Origin of the sequence: Blastococcus capsensis (genome assembly GCF_030165005.1) — a bacterium.
Taxonomy (GTDB): domain Bacteria; phylum Actinomycetota; class Actinomycetes; order Mycobacteriales; family Geodermatophilaceae; genus Blastococcus; species Blastococcus capsensis.
The window spans coordinates 25,113-41,857 of the sequence record NZ_JASNNW010000011.1 but is presented as its reverse complement, the minus strand read 5'-3'; the positions used below and the strand labels follow the sequence as shown (position 1 = coordinate 41,857).

Genomic DNA, 16,745 nt, shown 5'->3' with positions numbered 1-16,745 from the left:
TCTGGTGCGGCCCGGGCGTGGGTGCCCGGGAGTCGGGGTGGGGTGGAGCGGTCGGAGTCGGTGGTACGAGGGGGCGGAGTTCACCCCCCGTTCGCGCCGGCGGCTCGGGCCGAGGCCCGCTTGGCCTTGGCGGTCATCCACCGCAGGCGGATGGTGCCGACGAAGCCGGCCGGGGCGAAGATCATCGCCACGATGAGCACGACGCCGTAGACGAACGGGGCGAGCTGGGCGGCCTCGGTCTGGTCGAGACCGAGGTCGCCGCCGAGGTCGGTCACGAACGGCGGGAGGAAGACCAGCAGCGCCGACCCGAGCAGGGCGCCGAGCAGGCTGCCCAGGCCGCCGATGACGATGGCGGTGAGCAGGGCCAGCGAGAGCACCAGGGTGAAGCCGCTGGGCGCGGCGAGCCGGACCACGATGGCGAGCACGCCCCCGGCGAGACCGGCCGCGGCCGCGCTGACGACGAAGGCCAGCACCCGCCAGGCGCCGAGGTTGATCCCGGCCAGCTCGGCGGCGACCTCCTGGTCGCGCACCGCACGCCAGGTGCGGCCGATCCGGCTGCGGACCAGGTTGGCCAGGAAGAAGTAGGTGATCAGCAGGCAGATCGTCCCGACGTAGGCCAGCCACTTGGTGTTGGACGCCGAGTTGCCCGACACCGCCTCGATGAAGCTGCCGAAGGCCTCCGGGGCGCGCGGAGCCCGCACGCGCAGGCCCTGCTCGCCGCCGAAGATGTCGTGGAAGTAGATCGCCAGACCCGGCAGCCCGACGGCGAGGGCCAGCGTGGCGCCGGCGAGGTAGGGCCCGTGCAGCCGCGCCGCGGCCACCCCCACGAGGGCGCCGATGGCCGTGGCGACCACCACCGCGACCACCAGGATCAGCGGGAGGGGGAGCGGCTCCTCGGCGTCGAGGAAGAGGGCCGTGGTGTAGGCGCCGGCGGCCATGAGGGCGCCGTGCCCGAGCGAGATCTGGCCGTTCATGCCGGTGAGGACGGTCAGCCCGCCGGCGGCGATCGCGTAGTAGGTGAGCGTGGCCAGCTGCGAGTTCTGGTACGGGCTGCTCAGCTCCAGCAGCGCGACCGCGAGCACGGCCGAGGCCGCCAGCACGAGCAGGTGGCGCAGCAGGGTCGACTGCGGCAGGAAGGAACGGCGCGTCTCGGCCGGTGCCGAGGGCGCGTCGGCCCCGGCGGTGGCCAGGACGGGCGCCTCGTCGGTGGCCTTGCCGGCCGTGCCCGTGGATGCGGGGCTGTGCAGGTCGCTCATCGTCATGCCCTCCGAGCCGTGGTGCTGCTGAACAGGCCGCCGGGACGCACCAGCAGCACGACGATGAGGATGACCAGGGCGGAGATGTTGACCAGAGCACTGCCGCGCGGGGCGTAGCCGCTGACGTAGCTCAGCGCGAGGCCGAGGATCAGCCCGCCGACGATCGCGCCGACCGGCGAGTCGAGCCCGCCGATGATCGCGGCGACGAAGCCGAAGACGATCAGCGCGTCCATGTACGCCGGCCAGACGAACGTGCCGCCGGCGATCAGCAGGCCCGACAGCGAGCCGACGACGGCGGCCAGCCCCCAGCCGAGGGTCAGCATGCCGCCGACCTTGACGCCGAGGAGCCGGGCGACCTCCTGGCTGAACGCCGAGGCGCGCATGGCGAGGCCGATCCGGGTGAACCGGAACAGGGCCACCAGCAGCGCCATCACCAGCAGCACCGAGCCGATGACGTAGAGGCTGGTCGGGGTCAGCGGGATCGTCGTGCCACCGACCTCGAAGCCCCGGACGCCGAACGGCGTGGGGAACGACTGGAACGACGAGCCGAAGACGATCGCGATGCCGGCCTGGATGGCGACGAAGAGGCCGAGGGTGACGATGACCGCGTTGAGCTCGGGCCCACCTTCGACCGGGCGGATGATGACCCGCTCCACGATCGCGCCGAGCACGAAGCCGGAGGCGAGGGCGACGACCAGGGCGACCCAGTAGGACTGGCCGGCCTGGATCAGGGCCAGGGCGATGAAGGTGGTGGCGGCGGCCATCGAGCCCTGCGCGAAGTTGACGATGCGGGTCGATCGCCAGATGAGCACCAGGGCCAGGGCGAAGGCCGAGTAGATCATGCCCTGGGTCAACCCGGTGAGGGTCACGTTGACGAAGTAGTCCACGGAGGAGGAAGCCTTCCTGGCTGTGCGGGGAGGGTCAGAAACCGAGGTAGGCGTGCCGGAGGTCCTCGTCGGCCATCAGCGTGCGGGCGGAGTCGGTGACCACCACCCGGCCGATGTTGAGGACGACACCGACATCGGCGACCGACAGGGCGCTGCGCGCGTTCTGCTCGACCAGGAGGACCGACAGGCCTTCGGTGTCGACCAGCTGCCGGAGCAGGCCGAAGATCTGCGCGACGATCCGCGGGGCCAGGCCCAGCGACGGCTCGTCGAGGAGCAGGATCCGCGGCTTCGCCAGCAGGGCGCGGCCGATGACGAGCATCTGCCGCTCACCGCCGGAGAGCGTGTGCGCCGCGTTGTTCTTGCGCTCGGCGATCCGCGGGAAGAGGTCGTACACCCGGTCGAACTCGTCCTTGCCGACCTTGCCGCGGAACAGCGAGCCGACCCGCAGGTTCTCGTCCACGGTGAGCTCGGCGATGACGCCGCGGCCCTCGGGCACGTGCGCCATGCCCTTGCTCACCATGGATTCGACGGGGGCCTTGGTGATGTCCTCGCCGTCGAGCACGACCCGGCCGGAGACGGGGCGGACCAGGCCGCTGATCGTGCGCAGCAGCGTCGTCTTCCCGGCACCGTTCGCGCCGAGGACGGCGGTGATCTTCCCCGTCTCGGCGGACAGCGAGACGCCGTCCAGCGCGCGGACCGGCCCGTAGGCGGAGGTGAGACCCTCCACCTCCAGCAGGCGGGTGCTGGTGGCGGTGCCGCCGGTGGCGGACACCGCCGTGCTGCCGTGGGCCTCAGCCATGGGTGCGTCCTCCGTCGGCGTGGGTGAGCTCCGCGGCGTCGGCGCCGGGGTCGACGGCGTCGCCGAGGTAGGCCTCGGTGACGGCGGGGTCGGCCTGGACCTCCGCCGGGGTGCCGGCGGCGATCTGCTTGCCCGAGTCCAGCACGGTGATCTGGTCGCAGACCCGCATGACCAGGTCCATGTGGTGCTCGACCAGGAGGACGCTCATGCGGCCGACGACCGAGCGGATGAGCTCGCCCAGCTCGTGCATCTCGTCCTCGGCCAGGCCACTGGCCGGCTCGTCGAGCAGCAGTAGGTCGGGCTCGGCGACCAGGGCCCGGGCCAGGGCGACCCGCTTCTGCACGGGGTAGGGCAGCGAGCCGGGGTAGCGGCCCGCGTACTGCTCGGCACCCAGCTCGGTGAGGGCGCGCATCGCCCGCTCGCGCAGCTGCCGATCGTCCTTGTCGGAGGTGGGCAGCGCCAGCAGTGCCGACAGGAACCCGGCACGGGCGTGGCGGTGCGCGCCCACCATGACGTTCTCCAGCACGGTCATGCCGGGGAACAGGCCCACCCCCTGGAGGGTGCGGGCGATGCCGAGCTTGGTGAGCTGGCTGGGGCGCAGCCGGCGCATCTCCTGGCCGCGCCACGAGATCCGCCCCGACGTCGGGCGGACCAGGCCGCAGGCGACGTTGAACAGCGTCGTCTTGCCGGCGCCGTTCGGGCCGATCAGGCCGTGCACCTGGCCGGGCTCGACGGTCAGCGAGACGTCGGTCAGGGCGAGGACGCCACCGAAGGCGACGTTGATCCCGGTCATCTCCAGCCGGGACGTGGGCATCGAGTCGGGTGTTCGCTGGCTGCCGGGCGGCTGCGCCAAGGGGCCCACTGCTCCTCTTCGTCGGCGAGGCCGCCGTCCGCGCTGCTGGACGGCGGCCATCTGGGTTCCGAGTACGTCCCGATGAGCCTGCCCGGCGGTGTTCGCGGTCACAATGGGCGCACCGCACAGCGATCCCGAGGTCGGGTTGTGCTGTCCGTCGGCGGCCGTGGGCGCCGGTTCCCGGCCCGCTGCGGGCGTCGATCGGGTCACGCTTCGGTGGCGCCGACCCTCTCGTGCTGTGGGCGCACTCACAATGGGCTGAACGCACAGTCATGGGCTCGCCGTGTTGTGCTGTCAGCGGTGTCTTCGAGGGGGGTGATCGAGTGCCGGCCTTCCGACCGGAGGTGGCGACGAGGCTCGCGGAGCTGGCGCCGAGGCTGCTCGACCAGCTCGATGCCATGACCGATCGCATGGTGGACGTGCTCGCTCGCACGGAGCCGGTCTACCGGGAGCTCATCGAGCAGTCCGAGCAGGACCTGCGGCTGTCGACACGCTCCAACCTGGAGAACGGGCTCCGGTCGCTGATGGCCGCGGCCAGCGGCGGGGGAGCGCCGCACCTGGCGTCGGCGCGGGCGGTGGGGCGACGCCGGGCCGCACAGGGCATGCCGCTGGAAGCGGTGCTGCGCGCCTACCGGCTGGGCGGCCAGGTCACCTGGGAGACGCTGGTGGCGGTTTCCCGGGACGGCAGCGGGCACCACGACACGCTCCTGCTCGAGGTGGCCGGCCCGGTGTGGCGCACCAACGACGCGGAGTGCGGCGCGGTCGCCGAGGGCTACCGGCAGGAGCAGCGGCGGCTCGACGGCGTGGACGAGCAGGAGCGGCAGCAGGTGCTGGACGGTCTGCTGGACGGTCGGGGCAGCGACCCGGCGTTCGTGCGCAGCGCCACCGAGCTGCTGGCCATGCCGCTCGAGGGGCGGCTGATGGCGGTCGTCGCGTTCCCGGGTCCGGACGGGGAGGCGGGGCTGCAGACGCCCGCGGAGACCCTGCTCAAGCGTGGGCTGCGGTCGGTGTGGGGCGCCCGCAGCGAGGCGCAGGTCGGCGTGGTGGTGCTGGGCGCGAGCCGGCCGGCCGACCTGCTGGTGCTGCTGCGCACCGCGGCGCGCGGACCGGTCGGGGTGTCCGGCGTCGTCGACGGCGCTGCCGCGGCCGGTGCCGCCTACCGGCTGGCCGAGACGGCGGTGCGCACGCTGCCTGCCGGGGCCAGCCGGGTGGTGAGCATCGACGACCGACTGCCCGAGGCGCTGCTCAGCAACTCGCCGGAGATCAGCTCGCGGCTGGTCGGGCAGTCCCTCGGTGGACTGCTCGAGCTGCCCGAGGACGAGCGCGAGGTGCTGCTGGACACGCTGGCGGCCTTCCTCGCCTCCGACGGGTCACCGACCCGCGCCGCCGACGCCCTGTACTGCCACCGGAACACGGTGATGCACCGACTGCGGCGCATCGAGTCGGTGACCGGCCGGAAGCTGACCGACGCCCGGTCCCGGCTGCTCTGGCAGCTGGCCCTGCTGGGCACCGAGCGCGGGCAGCCGGCCAGGCGCTCGGCGTGAGGACGGGCTGCCTTCCGGTGTGCTCCTCCGGCCTCCTCCCGGGCACCGCCCCGAGCATGCGAGGGGTGGGAAGGAGGGGGTCCTCTTACTGGAGGTAGCTCTTCACCTGCTGCTCGGGCCGGGCCTGCGCGTCGTCGGGGTTCTCGTCGTACTGCCGCTTGGCGCGGCGCTGCCGCAGCAGGTCCCAGCACTGGTCCAGGTCGGCCTCGACCTTGCTCATGCGGGCCCTGGTCTCGTCGGTGTGCTCGCTGCTGTCGCGCAGCGCGTGCTCCTCGTCCACCAGGGTGTGGATGCGCTTCAGGATGTCGTCCTCGTCCATGCCCCCGAACCTGCCCGGGGACGCCGACGTGAAACCGGAACCCGCGCCGGGCGCCCGGGCGGTCAGCCCGACCCGGGCACCCAGCCCTCGACGAAGGCCGCCAGCCGACGGTGCACGGCCCCGCCGGCGCGGCCCAGGGCCAGGAGCGCGGCACGCTCGAGGGGCACCCGGACGGTGCGGCGGCCGGATGCAGCGGTCACGACGGCGTGCCCGGCGGCCACCAGCTCCGGCCAGGGGCGGGCGAGCTGGTCGCGCACCCGGTCCAGGGCCGCCGCGGTGGGACCCGCGTTGCCCTCGACCATCGCGGTCACGAAGCCCGGGTCGCTCCCGGCCACCCGGGTGCCACCACGGAAGCTGCCGGCGGCCAGCGCGAGCGCCAGCGGCCCGGCCTCGGCCGCCCCGGCGGCGAGCGCGGCGGCGACCAGGTGCGGGACGTGGCTGATCGCCGCGACGGCGTCGTCGTGCTCCGCGGCGGTGACCGGTACGACCTCGGCGCCGACGGCCAGCGCCACCTCCGCGACGCGCAGCCACCGGGGCAGCTCGGTGTCGGTCTCCAGGCACAACGCCCAGCGGGCGCCGCTGAACAGCGCCGGGTCGGTGGCCCCGTGCCCCGACCGCTCGGTGCCGCACATGGGGTGCCCGCCGACGAACCGGCGTCCCAGCGTGGCGCCGACCGACGCGAGCACCGGCACCTTCACCGATCCCAGGTCGGTGACCGTGGCGTCGGGGTCGACCGCCAGCCCGTCCAGGGCCGCCGCCATGGCCGGCAGCGGCACGGCGAGGACGACGACCCCCGCGAGCTCCCGGGTGATCCGCACCCCTCGTGCGGCGGCGGCGTCCCGGGCGGCCGGGTCGACGTCCCAGCCGGACACCGGACGCCCGGCGGCCGCGAGGGCGGCGGCCAGCGAGCCGCCGAGCTGGCCGAGGCCGACCACCGCGACCGGGGGCGCGGGCATGGTCGGTACCGGGAACGACGGGCCTCCACAGGCGGGGGCGCCCACGGGGCGTGCGGCATCGGCCATGATCAGAGGCTATGACGCCTCCGCCGACCGACGCGCTGCTCCACCCCGTCGCGCCATGACACCCCGGTCGTTCCTCCTCAGCCCGGAGCTCGCCGACTACGTCCGCGCGTCCTCCGATCCGGTCGACGACGTGATGGCCGACCTGATCCGGGAGACCGCCGAGATGGCTGCCCGCGGAGAGGCCTCGGCGACGATGCAGATCGCCCCCGAGCAGGGGGTGCTGATGCGGCTGCTCACCACGGCGCTGGGCGTGCGGCGGGCGATCGAGATCGGCACGTTCACCGGCTTCTCCGCGCTGTGCATCGCCCGGGGGCTGCCCGAGGACGGCTCGCTGGTCTGCCTGGACCGCAGCGAGGAGTGGACGGCGGTCGCCCGGCGGTACTGGGAACGGGCGGGGGTGGCCGGGCGGATCGAGCTGCGGCTCGGCGACGCGCTGACCACGCTGCGGGGCATCCCCGTCGAGGAGACGTTCGACCTGGCTTTCGTCGACGCCGACAAGCCCGGGTACGCCGCCTACGTCGAGGAGCTGCACCCGCGCCTGACGGCCAACGGTGTGGTGCTGCTGGACAACACCCTCCGAGGCGGCCAGGTGCTCGAGCCGCGCGACGGGTCCGACCGGGCGCTGGCCGAGCTGAACGCCGCACTGGCCTGCGATCCGCGGTGGGAGACGGCGCTGCTGCCTCTCGCCGACGGCCTGACCGTGCTGCGCAAGCGATGACCGGCAGCGCGGCCGAGGGGCCGGCCAGCTACGCGGTGCGGGTCAGCCGCGGCGAGGGACGGTGGCGGGTGGAGCTGCTGGCCGCCGACGCCGGTGACGAGCTGCCGGTGCTCGAGCGGGCGCTGGGCGACCCGGCCGCCGGGGACTGGCCACCACCGGTCGTGCTCGTCGTCGACTCCCGGCTGTACTTCGTCGCGCTGCGGCACGGCCCCGGTGGCATGGTGCGGGCGCTGATCTCCGACGCCACGATGCTGGAGTGGGTGCTCGCCGCCGAGGTGGTGGAGCGCTACGGGATCGGCGTCGACACCGACGGCGCCTTCGACGACGACGAGACCGGCTGGCCCGGCGGCGACCTGGACCTGTTCGCCGACGACGGGTTGCCCGCAGAGGAGCTACGCCCGATCGTGACCGCTGACGACCTGTGGGCCGACGAGATGGTCGCCCGGATCGCCACCCGGCTGGGCTTCGCCGACGAGCTGGCCGCCGCGGTGACATCGTGACCGTCACCGCGGTGGTGTTCGACCTGGGCGGGGTCATCACCGAGAGCCCGATGACCGCCTTCGCCGCGTACGAGCGCGAGGCCGGGCTGCCCGACGGCCTGATCCGCCGGCTCAACTCGACCGATCCCGACACGAACGCCTGGGCCCGGTACGAGCGCAACGAGCTCGACGTCGCCGGCTTCTCCGCCGCCTTCGAAGCCGAGGCCGCGGCGCGGGGCCACCGGCTCGATGCCGCACGGGTGCTTGCCGCCCTGCAGGGGGACGTGCGGCCGGCGATGGTCGCCGCGGTGCGGCGGCTGCGCGAGGCCGGGCTCCCGCTGGCGATCCTGTCGAACAACGTCGCGCCGATGGAGCGCTTCGGGCGGCTCGGGGAGCTGCTGGGCCTGTTCGACGCGATCGTGGAGTCGTCGGTCGAGGGCGCGCGCAAGCCCGAGCCGGAGATCTACCGGCGGGCGCTGGACCGGCTCTCCGACGCGGCGGGCCGGCGGATCGAGGCGACCGACTGCGCCTACCTGGACGACCTCGGCATCAACCTCAAGCCCGCGCGTGCGCTCGGGTTCTCGACGATCAAGGTGGTGGACCCGTCCGTCGCCCTCGCCGAGCTGTCCGAGCTCGTCGGCTTCCCGCTGGACGGCGCGGCGTCGTGAGTGCCGGGCACCAGAGGTGGTCTCTGGGAAGCTCTGCCTGTGAGTGCAGTGGCACTCAGAGGCAGAGCTTCCGGAGTGCTACCCGGTGACCCCCGACCTCGATGCGGCGATGGGTCGCGCCCTGGAACTGGCGGCCGCCGCCGAGGAGTGGGGCGACACCCCGATCGGCGCCGTCGTCCTGGGGCCGGACGGGGCGGTGCTGGCCGAGGCGGCCAACGAGCGGGAGAAGCGGGGCGACCCGACGGCGCACGCGGAGGTCCTGGCGCTGCGGGCCGCCGCGGAGGTGCACGGGGACGGCTGGCGGCTGTCCGGCTGCACGCTGGTGGTCACGCTGGAGCCCTGCACGATGTGCGCCGGTGCCAGTGTGCTGTCCCGGCTGGACCACGTCGTCTACGGCGCCGAGGACCCGAAGGCCGGGGCGGCGGGATCGCTGTGGGACGTGGTCCGCGACCGCCGGCTCAACCACCGCCCCCAGGTGACCGGCGGGCTCCGCGCGGAGGAGTGCGGTGCGCTGCTACGTGCTTTCTTCAGGCGTCAGCGCGGCCTGTAGTCTTTTCGGCGGTGGCGTGTCCGAGCGGCCGAAGGAGCACGCCTCGAAAGCGTGTGAGGTGCAAGCCTCCGTGGGTTCAAATCCCACCGCCACCGCCAGATGACGACGGCGGCGTCCGCCCGGGTCGAGAACCCGGCGGGCGCCGCCGTCGTCGTTCCGACGAGGTCAGTCGACCGGGAAGTCGCTGTCCAGGATCAGCCGGCTGTCCCGGACCAGGAACGTGAACACGTGCGGCCCGGTCTCGCGGCGGCCGTCGGTGAAGCGCAGCTCCATGGTGGCCGTGGCCGTGTTCTGCCCGTCCTGGGCCTCGATGTCGCTGATCCGCACGTCCGAGAACTGGTTCCAGTACCGGATGTAGTTCTCCCGGCTGATGTTGGCGCGCAGCGTCGGGCCGGTGAGTTCCCAGGCCCGGGCCGGGTCGTCGAGCACGAGCTCGTGGTAGTCCCGCGTGAAGGCGCGGATGTTCCGCTCGTCCAGCGAGGCGCCGTCCCCCTCGCCGTCCCCCTCGCCGTCGCCCTCCCCGTCCCCCTCGCCGTCACCCTCCCCGTCCCCCTCGCCGTCCTCGGGTTCCGCTGCGGGCGGCGGCGCGGCCGGCTCCTCCGGCACTTCGGGCTGCTCGGGCTGTACCGGGAGAGGGGCCGGCTGCTCGCTCGTCGGCGGCGCTTCGGACGACGTCGACGTGGTCGGGGCGGCGGCCGATCCACCGGGATCCGCGTCGCCGAGCGTGCTCAGCAGCAGCGCGAGCGCGCCGGCCAGGAACACCGCGACGACGGCGACGGCCGCCCACGCGCCGCGCCGCCGGCCGGAGGCCGCCGGCGCGGGTCGGGCTGCCGGAGGTGCCGGCGGTGGTGCCGCCGAGGAGTGCGGAGGCGGGACCCGCCCGGGGGCGGCCTGCGCGGGTGGTGCCGCCAAGGCGGGGGTCGTCCGCGGGTCGGGGGTGCGGGCGGCCGGGGAGACGGGCGTGGGTGCGGCTGGAGAGACGGGGGTGGGTGCGTCCGGAGGGACGGGCGTGTGCCCCGGTCCGGATCCGGGGGTGGACGCGAGGACCGCGGTCCCGGCCGGCCCCGGCGACGGCCGCAGGTCGGTCCGGGCGAGCAGGACCGTCGTCGTGTCGCCGTCCCGCCCGGCCGCCGACCGGGCCAGCTCGTCGCGCACCTCTGTCATCACCGGCCGGGCGGTGGGGTCGGCGGCCAGCATCCGCAGCAGCGGATCGGTGAGCACGCCGGCGCGGCGCGGGGGCGTGACCTGCCCACCGGCGACCCGGTGCAGCATCCCGAGCGCGTTGTCGTCCATGCCGAACGGCGGCATGCCCTCCAGGCAGGTGTACAGCGTGGCCCCGAGGGAGAAGACGTCGCTGGCCTCGGTCATCTCGTGGCCCTGCGCCACCTCGGGCGCGAGGAACGCGGGGGTGCCGGTGATCTGGCCGGTCTGGGTGAGCGTGACGTCGCCGCGGGCGTGCGAGATGCCGAAGTCGGTGATCTTCACCAGCCCGGTGACCCGGCCGCCCCGGCCGATCAGGATGTTGGCCGGCTTCACGTCGCGGTGCACGATGCCTGCCGCGTGCGTGGCAGCCAGCGCGTCGGCGACCTGGGCACCGACCTGCGCCACCAGGTCCACGCGCAGCACGCCGTCCTCGGCGAGGACCTCCGCGAGGCTGCGCGAGGGCAGGTACTCCATGACCAGCCAGGGAGCCCCGCCCTCGAGCGCGACGTCGTAGACCGAGATCGCGTGCGGGTGGCTCAGCCGCGCCGCGATGCGCCCCTCGCGCAGGGCGCGCTGGCGCTGCTCGTCGATCTGCTGCTGGTCGGCACCGAGCGGGGAGAGCACCTGCTTCACCGCGACCTGCCGGCCGAGCCGCTCGTCGCGGGCGAGCCAGACGGTGCCCATCCCGCCGCCGCCGATCTGCGACTCCAGCCGGTATCGCCCCGCGATCAACCGGCCGGGCGCGGTGACGGGACGGGTCATCGGCGATAGGTGGCAACGGGTCAGACGGTGGAGGGCACGCCGTACCGGCGTGCGTACTCCTCCTGAGCACCCACCGGCAGGGCGTCGTAGAGCTCACCGAGCTCCGTGTGCACCTCGGGGTCGAGGTCGTCGAAGATCCGCTGCCAGGTGGGCGGCTCGTCGTAGCTGCGGGTGAGCAGCAGCTCCCACGCCTGCGCCTGGCGGTCGCGCTTGCTGCGCTCGGCGACGAACTCCGAGAGGTAGCGGTCCTTCGCCGCGGTCTTCTCCTCGGCCGTCGCGCCGGCCGGCAGTTCACTGGCGTCACCGCCCTTGAGCACGCCGACGATCGCCTCCACGACGTCCGGCCGCACCTCGCTGTGCTGGCTCATGTCCCGCGCCTCCTCGTCCGTGCCCCGCGACTCGGGGCCCTTCCCCGCCGACCACACGGTCAACCGCTCTGCGGTGCAGGATGCCGCACCGTTGCCCGGAAGGCCCGCGCGGCGGTGTCGCGGCTGACCGCCGGGAGGCGACCGGTAGCATTCCCTCCGTACCTGGAGGATTCGCCTAGTGGCCTATGGCGCTCGCTTGGAAAGCGGGTTGGGGGCAACCCCTCGGGAGTTCGAATCTCCCATCCTCCGCAGTACGCGACAGGCCCCGGTGCGCGAGCCGGGGCCTGTCGCGTCCACGTCCGGGGTCGCCGGCCCGCCGGGTCAGGCACCAGCAGCCGGCGGGACCGGCGCCGGCCGCTGCAGGCGGCGCAGGTACAGCCCCGCGACGGCGGCCAGGACGAGCAGCCCGCCGGCCAGTGCCGCCGGCGCCAGGCGCTCGCCGAGGAGGAGGGCGGCCAGTGCGGTCGCCGTCAGCGGTTCGAGCAGGGTGACGATGGACGCCACCGCGCCCGGCACCGTGCGCAGCCCGGTGAAGAACATCGCATAGGCGACCGCGCTGGGGACGATCCCCAGGTACAGCAGCACGGCCAGGGCGACCGGGTCGGCGGTGAACCGGAGGCCGGCGGCCAGCGCCACGGGGGTGAGCAGCAGCGCCCCGAGGGCGAAGCCCACAAGGGTCACCGGCACCCCGGCGGGCACGCCGGCGCCGGCCAGGGTGACGACGGTGTAGCCGAGGGCCGACCCGACCGCCAGGAGCGCACCGAGCACCACGGCCGTCCCGGTGTCGGCGCCGGCCGAGACCCCGACGAGCAGCACCAACCCGACGAGGGCCACGACCAGCGCGACGGCGGTGGTCCGGTCGGGTCGGCCGTGACCCAGCAGCGCGGCGCCGACGGCGATCAGCAGCGGCGCCAGGCCCAGTGCCACGAGGGTGGCGATGCTGACCCCGCTCGCGGCGACCGCGGCGAAGTAGGCCAGCTGGTAAGCGGCCAGCCCGGCGCCCACCAGGAGCAGGCGCACGACGGTGCCGCGGGTCACCGCCGGTACGGGTCGGGACCGGCGCCGGGTTGCCGCCCAGAGGGCGAGGAGGACCACCGCGCCGATGGCCATCCGGTGCCAGGCGATGTCGAGCGGGCCCAGATCGCTGCGCCGGGCGACCACCGCGCCGCTGAGACCGGAGGTGCCCCAGCAGAGGGCGGCGAGCACGACGAGGGGGAAACCGCGGCGGGCGGCGGCGGGGACGGCGAGCGGGCGCTCGCCGTCGGCGGTGAGGTCCGGGGTGGACATGACGCTCCAGGTGCCGGTTCCGGTGGGGGGACTCGTCTCCGGAGCGCGACGCGCGGGTGCGCGGATGGCTCCGGATCAGGACCGGGGCGGCGGGAGCACGAGGCGGAGCCGGGGCGTCACGGGAAGCAGCGTAGCGGGGCGTGCGGCACCGGCCGGGCCGATTCCTCTACAGTGGTGCGCGACCCCTCGTGTGGCGTCACCCTGTGAACCTCCCCAGGGCCGGAAGGCAGCAAGGATAAGCGGGCTCTGGCGGGTGCGCGGGGGGTCCCTGTCTTCTGTCGGCCTCCGGCCGACACCGCGGCCAGGTGCCGTTCCCCCTGGTGCGTCGAGCCGCTGCCCGTGTCCCGGTCGGGAACCCTCCGGGCCCCGCGACCGGTCCACCCGGCTCCGCCGGACCTGTCGCTGCTGCCACGTAACCTGCCCACGTGGCTCTGGCGCTCTATCGCAAGTACCGCCCGGCGACCTTCGCCGAGGTGGTCGGGCAGGAGCACGTCACCACGCCGCTGATGAACGCGGTCGACTCCGGGCGGATCAACCACGCGTACCTGTTCAGCGGCCCCCGGGGCTGCGGCAAGACGTCGTCGGCCCGCATCCTGGCGCGCTCGCTGAACTGCGAGCAGGGCCCGACGTCCACGCCGTGCGGGGTGTGCGGGTCCTGCGTCGCGCTGGCCCCCGACGGCCCCGGCTCGCTGGACGTCATGGAGATCGACGCGGCGAGCCACGGTGGCGTCGACGACGCCCGTGACCTGCGCGAGCGGGCGTTCTTCGCGCCGGTGAACAGCCGCTACAAGGTCTACATCGTCGACGAGGCGCACATGGTCACCACGCAGGGCTTCAACGCCCTGCTCAAGGTGGTCGAGGAGCCGCCGGACTTCCTCGTCTTCGTCTTCGCGACGACGGAGCCGGAGAAGGTCCTCCCGACCATCCGCTCGCGTACCCACCACTACCCGTTCCGCCTGGTGCCGCCGACGACGCTGCGCACCCTGCTGGAGAAGACCTGCGCGGCCGAGGGCGTGCAGGTGGAGCCGACGGTGTTCCCGCTGGTCGTGCGGGCCGGAGGTGGCTCGGTGCGCGACTCGCTGTCCATCCTCGACCAGTTGCTGGCCGGCGCCGGCCCCGAGGGCGTCACGTACCGCAGCGCGGTCGGGCTGCTCGGCGTCACCGACGACGCGCTGCTCGACGAGACGATCGACGCGCTGGCCGCCCAGGACGCGCCCGGGGTCTTCCGCGCCGTCGACCGCGTGGTCGAGGCCGGCCACGATCCCCGGCGCTTCGCCACCGATCTGCTCGACCGGCTGCGCGACCTCATCGTCCTCGATGCCGTCCCCGAGGCCGGTGGCAACGGGTTGCTGGACTGCCCGCCGGACCGGCTGGACCTGATGAACTCGCAGGCCCGTGCGCTGGGGTCCGCGACGCTGTCGCGCATGGCCGACACCGTGCACGAAGGCCTGGGCGAGATGCGCGGCACCACCGCGCCGCGGCTGCTCCTGGAGCTGGTCTGCGCTCGCATGCTGCTGCCGGCCACCGACGGCTCGGCCGCAGCCACCCTCCAGCGGCTGGAGCGGCTCGAGCGGCGCATGTCGATCGCCGGGGAGCACGCCGGCCGCCCCGGCGCCGAGGTGGCGCACGCGGCGGCCCCGGTCCGGGAGGCACCGACCCGCGAGACCCCGACCCGCGAGACCCCGACCCGCGAGACCCCGGTCCGCGAGGCGCCGACCCGCGAGGCGCCGATCCGCGAGGTGGCGCCCGCGTCCGATCCCACCGGCCCGCGCCGAGAGTTCGTCCGGAGGTCGCAGGCGCAACCGGCCGCGCCGGCGACCCCGGCGAGCCCGGCGAGCCCGGCGGCCGCGGCACCCCCGGCCGCACCGGCGAGCCCGGCTCCCGCCGCGGCCGGTGACCGGCCCGAGGCTGCTGGCCCCGGGGAGAAGCCGCAGCAGCCCGTCCCGGCGCCCGCACCCGCGGCGGTCGACGACTGGCCGGAGACCGCCCAGCCGGGCAGCCGCCCGCGTCCGGCGGCGCCCTCGCAGCCCGCACCGGCACCGGCCGCCGCCGCCGGCCGACACCCCGGGGACGTCGTGGGAGAGCCCGACATCCCGTTGCCACCGGAGCCCACCGACGACGAGGAGTGGCCGCACCCCGCGCAGCCGGGCGCCGTCCGCGCCGCCGAGTCGCGGCTCGAGCAGCCGCGCCCGCCGGCCTCCCCGCCGCGCGCGGCCGCGGAGTCCGCGCCCGCCCCCCGTGGTGGCGAGCCCACGCCGGTGGTCTCGGCCAACCCACCGGAGGCGGCTTCCGACGGCGAGCTGACCACCACCGACGTCCGCCGGGTGTGGCCGGAGCTGCGCGCCGTGGTGAAGAAGCACAAGCGCACCACCGAGGCGCTGCTGCAGAACGCCCAGGTGCACCAGCTGGCGAACGGCGTCCTCACGCTCTCGACCTCCTCCCCGGCCCTGGCCCGGCGGCTCGGCGACGACCTGAACAAGGACGTTGTGCGCGAGGCGCTCAACGAGCTGCTCGGGGTCCGCTGGCGGGTGGAGGTCGTGGTGGAGGGGGCCGGTTCCGCGGTCGGCGCGCCGAAGGTGGCACCGGAGGTGGCCCGTGAGGCGGCGCGCGTTGCGGAGGCGGCCGAGGCGCGGGAGCTCATGGCCGAGCGCGCGGCGGAGGGCTCCCCGGGCGGCGACCGGGAGCCGGAGCCCGCCGTCGACCAGGAGCAGGCGGCGCTGCAGCTGCTGCGCGCCCAGCTCGGCGCCCGGCCGGTCGACGGCTGAGACGCCGGGGCGGCGCGCCGTCGCCTCGTCGTACCGGCGGCCTACTCTCGTGGCATGTTCCCCGGAGGCCAGCAGCCCGACCTGTCGCAGCTCATGAAGCAGGCGCAGCAGATGCAGCAGCAGCTCGCCGCCGCCCAGCAGGAGCTGGCGGCCACCGAGGTCACCGGGAGCGCCGGCGGCAACCTGGTCACGGCCACGATGACCGGCGACGGCGACCTCACCGCGCTCACCATCGCGCCGGCCGCGGTCGACCCCGACGACCTGGAGACGCTGCAGGACCTCGTGGTCGCCGCCGTCCGGGACGCCAAGCGCGCCGCGGACGAGCTGACCGCCAGCCGGATGGGCCCGCTGGCCGGCGGCCTCGGCGGCGGCCTGGGGCTGCCCGGCCTCTGATCGGGCGCGCCCGCTCGATCCACATCGCAACCCGAGGAGCACCGTGTACGAGGGTGCCGTCCAGGACCTGATCGACGAGCTCGGTCGCCTGCCCGGCGTCGGGCCGAAGAGTGCCCAGCGCATCGCCTTCCACCTGTTGTCGGCCGAGTCCGCCGACGTCACCCGGCTGGTCGCTGCCCTCACCCGGGTGCAGGAGTCGGTCCGGTTCTGCGTGACCTGCTACAACGTCGCCGAGGCCGAGCAGTGCCGCATCTGCCGCGACCCGCGCCGCGCCGAGGACGTGCTCTGCGTCGTCGAGGAGCCCAAGGACGTCGTGGCCATCGAGCGCACCCGTGAGTTCCGCGGTCGCTACCACGTGCTCGGGGGCGCCATCAGTCCCATCGACGGCGTCGGCCCGGACGACCTGCGGGTCAAGGAGCTGATGACCCGGCTGATGAACGGCGCCGTCACCGAGCTGATCATCGCCACCGACCCGAACCTGGAGGGCGAGGCGACGGCGGCCTACCTGGCGCGGCTGGTCGGCCCCATGGGGCTCACCGTCTCCCGCCTGGCCAGCGGGCTGCCCGTGGGTGGCGACCTGGAGTACGCCGACGAGGTGACCCTGGGCCGGGCGTTCGAGGGCCGCCGCCGGATCGAGGCCTGACGACAGGGGCGTGAGCATCGCAGCGAGCGAGGAGCGGAGCGAGCCGCGGATGGGGGCGCCTCCCGCTTGCCGGGGACGGGTGGGGATCGAGGCGTAGCAGCCGCCGGTGCTCCGCTCGGGCACGGAGGGTGGCGAAAGGTCACGAGATGATGTCGATCATCACTTCGCCTTCCCCAGCAGCACCGCGGCAGTCCTAGTGTCGCGGAACGCGCCGGTGGACGTTCGTTCG

Annotated in this window: 17 protein-coding genes, 2 tRNA genes and 1 other RNA gene; 11 read left to right on the top strand and 9 right to left on the bottom strand. The window is 74.6% G+C overall.

Translation table 11 applies throughout. The features are described from left to right. Positions 1-80: 80 nt before the first annotated feature. The 4 genes from QOZ86_RS11145 to QOZ86_RS11130 are packed head-to-tail and all read right to left on the bottom strand — an operon-like array spanning position 81 to position 3,804. Positions 81-1,256: a branched-chain amino acid ABC transporter permease gene (locus QOZ86_RS11145; RefSeq protein ID WP_284492034.1), complete on the bottom strand. Its 1,176-nt coding sequence runs from the start codon at positions 1,254-1,256 to the stop codon at positions 81-83. A gap of 2 nt (positions 1,257-1,258) precedes the next feature. Beyond that, positions 1,259-2,143, bottom strand: a complete 885-nt coding sequence (locus QOZ86_RS11140; protein ID WP_284492033.1) for a branched-chain amino acid ABC transporter permease — start codon at positions 2,141-2,143, stop codon at positions 1,259-1,261. Between the two features lie 34 nt (positions 2,144-2,177). Beyond that, the gene (locus QOZ86_RS11135; RefSeq protein ID WP_284492032.1) at positions 2,178-2,942 is read right to left on the bottom strand and encodes an ABC transporter ATP-binding protein; all 765 of its coding nucleotides are present in this window, start codon (positions 2,940-2,942) and stop codon (positions 2,178-2,180) included. Then, positions 2,935-3,804, bottom strand: a complete 870-nt coding sequence (locus QOZ86_RS11130; protein WP_284492031.1) for an ABC transporter ATP-binding protein — start codon at positions 3,802-3,804, stop codon at positions 2,935-2,937. Before QOZ86_RS11130 ends, QOZ86_RS11135 begins: the two co-directional genes overlap by 8 nt. Before the next feature lie 314 nt (positions 3,805-4,118). Between QOZ86_RS11130 and QOZ86_RS11125 the strand changes: the two genes are divergently transcribed. After that, on the top strand, positions 4,119-5,339 hold the full coding sequence (locus tag QOZ86_RS11125) for a PucR family transcriptional regulator (RefSeq protein ID WP_284492030.1): 1,221 nt from the start codon (positions 4,119-4,121) through the stop codon (positions 5,337-5,339). An 85-nt stretch (positions 5,340-5,424) separates the two neighbouring features. On the opposite strand, the gene QOZ86_RS11120 is transcribed toward QOZ86_RS11125, so the two are convergent. Further along, positions 5,425-5,658 (bottom strand): DUF2630 family protein, encoded by a 234-nt coding sequence (locus QOZ86_RS11120; RefSeq protein ID WP_284492029.1) that lies wholly within the window; start codon positions 5,656-5,658, stop codon positions 5,425-5,427. Between the two features lie 62 nt (positions 5,659-5,720). Continuing rightward, entirely contained in the window at positions 5,721-6,680 is a 960-nt protein-coding gene (locus QOZ86_RS11115; protein WP_284492028.1) for a prephenate dehydrogenase, read from the bottom strand. 55 nt (positions 6,681-6,735) lie between these two features. Here QOZ86_RS11115 and QOZ86_RS11110 point away from each other — a divergent pair, with 55 nt between their 5' ends. From QOZ86_RS11110 to QOZ86_RS11090, 5 genes are all read left to right on the top strand, one after another. Further along, the gene (locus QOZ86_RS11110) at positions 6,736-7,398 is read left to right on the top strand and encodes an O-methyltransferase (protein WP_284492027.1); all 663 of its coding nucleotides are present in this window, start codon (positions 6,736-6,738) and stop codon (positions 7,396-7,398) included. Further along, positions 7,395-7,898, top strand: coding sequence for a tRNA adenosine deaminase-associated protein (locus QOZ86_RS11105; RefSeq protein WP_284492026.1), 504 nt, complete (start codon positions 7,395-7,397; stop codon positions 7,896-7,898). The genes QOZ86_RS11110 and QOZ86_RS11105 overlap by 4 nt, the downstream gene beginning before the upstream one ends. Then, positions 7,895-8,545, top strand: coding sequence for an HAD-IA family hydrolase (locus QOZ86_RS11100; RefSeq protein ID WP_284492025.1), 651 nt, complete (start codon positions 7,895-7,897; stop codon positions 8,543-8,545). Before QOZ86_RS11105 ends, QOZ86_RS11100 begins: the two co-directional genes overlap by 4 nt. 85 nt (positions 8,546-8,630) lie before the next feature. Continuing rightward, a complete protein-coding gene (locus QOZ86_RS11095; RefSeq protein ID WP_284492024.1) occupies positions 8,631-9,095 on the top strand; it encodes a nucleoside deaminase in 465 nt (154 codons plus the stop codon). A gap of 10 nt (positions 9,096-9,105) precedes the next feature. Beyond that, positions 9,106-9,193: transfer RNA gene (locus QOZ86_RS11090), tRNA-Ser, on the top strand. Between the two features lie 67 nt (positions 9,194-9,260). On the opposite strand, the gene QOZ86_RS11085 is transcribed toward QOZ86_RS11090, so the two are convergent. Next, positions 9,261-11,060, bottom strand: coding sequence for a serine/threonine-protein kinase (locus tag QOZ86_RS11085; protein ID WP_284492023.1), 1,800 nt, complete (start codon positions 11,058-11,060; stop codon positions 9,261-9,263). A 20-nt stretch (positions 11,061-11,080) separates the two neighbouring features. Beyond that, positions 11,081-11,428 carry a hypothetical protein gene (locus tag QOZ86_RS11080; RefSeq protein WP_284492022.1) on the bottom strand — a complete coding sequence of 116 codons (348 nt, stop codon included), beginning with the start codon at positions 11,426-11,428 and terminating at the stop codon, positions 11,081-11,083. 164 nt (positions 11,429-11,592) lie between these two features. On the opposite strand from QOZ86_RS11080, the gene QOZ86_RS11075 reads away from it, so the two are divergent. Further along, positions 11,593-11,677, top strand: a tRNA-Ser gene (locus QOZ86_RS11075). 72 nt (positions 11,678-11,749) lie between these two features. Here the strand turns inward: QOZ86_RS11075 and QOZ86_RS11070 are convergent. Next, positions 11,750-12,715 (bottom strand): DMT family transporter, encoded by a 966-nt coding sequence (locus QOZ86_RS11070; RefSeq protein WP_284492021.1) that lies wholly within the window; start codon positions 12,713-12,715, stop codon positions 11,750-11,752. A 177-nt stretch (positions 12,716-12,892) separates the two neighbouring features. Here QOZ86_RS11070 and ffs point away from each other — a divergent pair. From ffs to recR, 4 genes are all read left to right on the top strand, one after another. After that, positions 12,893-12,988, top strand: an RNA gene (ffs, locus tag QOZ86_RS11065) — signal recognition particle sRNA small type. 152 nt (positions 12,989-13,140) lie between these two features. After that, entirely contained in the window at positions 13,141-15,480 is a 2,340-nt protein-coding gene (locus QOZ86_RS11060) for a DNA polymerase III subunit gamma and tau (RefSeq protein ID WP_284492020.1), read from the top strand. Positions 15,481-15,534: 54 nt separating this feature from the next. Further along, positions 15,535-15,873, top strand: a complete 339-nt coding sequence (locus tag QOZ86_RS11055) for a YbaB/EbfC family nucleoid-associated protein (RefSeq protein WP_284492019.1) — start codon at positions 15,535-15,537, stop codon at positions 15,871-15,873. A gap of 43 nt (positions 15,874-15,916) precedes the next feature. Further along, a complete protein-coding gene (gene recR / locus QOZ86_RS11050; protein ID WP_284492018.1) occupies positions 15,917-16,516 on the top strand; it encodes a recombination mediator RecR in 600 nt (199 codons plus the stop codon). Positions 16,517-16,745: the final 229 nt, after the last annotated feature.

Coding starts and splice junctions, on each gene's coding strand:
- QOZ86_RS11080 (WP_284492022.1), bottom strand. CDS start 11,428: ATGAGCCAGCACAGCGAGGTGCGGCCGGACGTCGTGGAGGCGATCGTC.
- QOZ86_RS11055 (WP_284492019.1), top strand. CDS start 15,535: ATGTTCCCCGGAGGCCAGCAGCCCGACCTGTCGCAGCTCATGAAGCAG.
- QOZ86_RS11110 (WP_284492027.1), top strand. CDS start 6,736: ATGACACCCCGGTCGTTCCTCCTCAGCCCGGAGCTCGCCGACTACGTC.
- QOZ86_RS11115 (WP_284492028.1), bottom strand. CDS start 6,680: ATGGCCGATGCCGCACGCCCCGTGGGCGCCCCCGCCTGTGGAGGCCCG.
- QOZ86_RS11120 (WP_284492029.1), bottom strand. CDS start 5,658: ATGGACGAGGACGACATCCTGAAGCGCATCCACACCCTGGTGGACGAG.
- QOZ86_RS11135 (WP_284492032.1), bottom strand. CDS start 2,942: ATGGCTGAGGCCCACGGCAGCACGGCGGTGTCCGCCACCGGCGGCACC.
- QOZ86_RS11085 (WP_284492023.1), bottom strand. CDS start 11,060: ATGACCCGTCCCGTCACCGCGCCCGGCCGGTTGATCGCGGGGCGATAC.
- QOZ86_RS11145 (WP_284492034.1), bottom strand. CDS start 1,256: ATGAGCGACCTGCACAGCCCCGCATCCACGGGCACGGCCGGCAAGGCC.
- QOZ86_RS11105 (WP_284492026.1), top strand. CDS start 7,395: ATGACCGGCAGCGCGGCCGAGGGGCCGGCCAGCTACGCGGTGCGGGTC.
- QOZ86_RS11070 (WP_284492021.1), bottom strand. CDS start 12,715: ATGTCCACCCCGGACCTCACCGCCGACGGCGAGCGCCCGCTCGCCGTC.